The sequence below is a fragment of the Kitasatospora sp. NPDC091257 genome, assembly GCF_044757675.1.
GTDB classification, from domain to species: domain Bacteria; phylum Actinomycetota; class Actinomycetes; order Streptomycetales; family Streptomycetaceae; genus Kitasatospora; species Kitasatospora lactacystinica.
Window position 1 is genome coordinate 1 of the sequence record NZ_JBIVVI010001464.1, and the last position, 1,961, is coordinate 1,961.

Consider the following 1,961-nt stretch of genomic DNA (forward strand, 5'->3'; position numbering starts at 1 on the left):
GGGTCTCGTCCAGCACCCGGGCCGGGCCCTCGCGGTGGGTCAGCCAGTGCACGCTGCCGCGCACCACCACGGCGCTGCCCCGGCCGGTGCGGTCGGGGGCGACGGAGTCCAGCCAGTGCGCGGCGGGCACCGGGCGGGGGCGGCGCCCGGCCCGCGGACCGGCGAGGCGGACCTCCAGCCGGCGCGGCTCGGCGCCGTCCAGGTCGTCCAGCAGCCAGAGGTCGCCGGCCCGGTGGAGGACCACCCGGGTGCCGTCGGTGGTGGCGCCGCGGGCGTAGAAGCCGTCCGGGTCGGCGGTGTGGCGGCGCAGGTCGGTGCCGTCCGGGCCGCTGGACCACAGCTCGCCGACGCCCTCGTGGTCGGACAGGAAGGCGATCCGGCCGCCCCGCCCGCCCGGCCCGGCCACCCACAGCGGGGAGTCCAGCTGCCCGTCCAGCTCCGCGTGGACGCGGACGAACTCGTCCCGGCCCAGCCACAGCTTGCCGGCCCGCCCGCCCCGGTACCGCTTCCACCAGGCCGGGTCGCGACCGTTGACGCTGCTCAGCAGCACCCGGTCCCCGCCCGGCTCGAAGGCGAGCCCGCCGACCGGCCCGTACGGCAGCCGCTGCGGCTCGCCGCCGTCCAGCGGCACGGCGTGCGCCCAGGTGCGGCGGAAACTGGCCTCGCCCGCGGCGGTGGCGGCGATCGGGCGGCCGTCGGCGGTCCAGCCGAGCACCCGGGTCTGGTGGCTGCCCCAGTGGGTGAGCCGGCGCGCCGGGCCGCCGTCCACCGGCACCACGTGCACCTCGGGCGCGCCGTCCCGGGTGGAGGTGAAGGCGAGGTGCCGCCCGTCCGGGGAGAACCTCGGGTGGTGGACCGGCAGGTGGTCCGCCGTCAGCCGCCAGGCCCGGCCGCCGTCCAGCGGGGCGAGCCAGAGGTCGTCCTCGGCGACGAAGGCGACCAGGTCGCCGTGCAGGTGGGGATGGCGCAGGTAGGCGCCCGCCGAGCTGTTCGAGGAGGTGCTCAGGGAGTCCGTCACCCGGCCAGCCTAAGCAGGTGCGCGTACGATCCGCGCCGTTTTTCCCAGACTTCCGGCGCCGCCCGCGGAGGGCTGTTACGCCCTCCCGGGAACCGCCCCGCAGGCCGCCCCGACCGCCTGCACGGCCGCCGTCACGACCAGCGGCCGGTGCGCCCGAGCAGCAGCGCGCCGGCGGCCACCCCGGCGGTCGAGGTGCGCAGCACCGAGGAGCCCAGCCGGTACGGCTTGGCGCCCGCCTCGGCGAAGGCGGCCAGCTCCTCCGGGGAGACCCCGCCCTCGGGGCCGACCACCAGCACGATGTCCCCGCCCTCCGGCAGCCCGGCGTGCGCCAGCGGCTCGGCGCCCTCCTCGTGCAGCACGGCGGCGAACGCGGCCTGCGCCAGCACCGGCGCCAGCTGCCGGGTGGTCATCGGCTCGCGGACCTCGGGGAAGCGCAGCCGGCGGGACTGCTTGCCCGCCTCCCGGGCGGTGGCCCGCCACTTGGCGAGCGCCTTGGCGCCGCGCTCGCCCTTCCACTGGGTGATGCAGCGCGAGGCGGACCACGGGACCACCACGTCCACGCCGACCTCGGTCATCGTCTCCACGGCCAGCTCGCCGCGGTCGCCCTTGGGCAGCGCCTGGACGACCACGATCCGCGGCGCGGGCTCCGGCTCCCGGCGCACGGCGGCGACCGTCACGTCGATCGCGTCCTTGCCGAGCACCTCGGCGACCGTGCCGTCCACCCCGAGTCCCAGCCCGTCGGCCAGGGTGACCGCCTCGCCCCGCTCCAGCCGCTTCACCGCGGCCGCGTGCCGCCCCTCCGGGCCGTCCAGACGCACCACGGCCCCGGGCACGGCGGCGGCGATCCGCTCGGTCTCGACGACGAAGACGGGCGCGGTCATGACGGGGGAACCTCCAGGAGTGGGACGGGAACACGGAAGGGGTGCCGGGATCCCCCGACACC

Annotated in this window: 1 protein-coding gene and 1 pseudogene; both read right to left on the reverse strand. The window is 78.0% G+C overall.

Features of this window, described 5'->3' with window-relative positions:
• A pseudogene (locus ACIQOV_RS39380) lies at nucleotides 1-1,018 on the reverse strand (peptidase S41); the annotation flags it as partial.
• Nucleotides 1,019-1,149: 131 nt separating this feature from the next.
• The gene (locus tag ACIQOV_RS39385) at nucleotides 1,150-1,899 is read right to left on the reverse strand and encodes a 16S rRNA (uracil(1498)-N(3))-methyltransferase (protein WP_401055699.1); all 750 of its coding nucleotides are present in this window, start codon (nucleotides 1,897-1,899) and stop codon (nucleotides 1,150-1,152) included.
• Nucleotides 1,900-1,961: the final 62 nt, after the last annotated feature.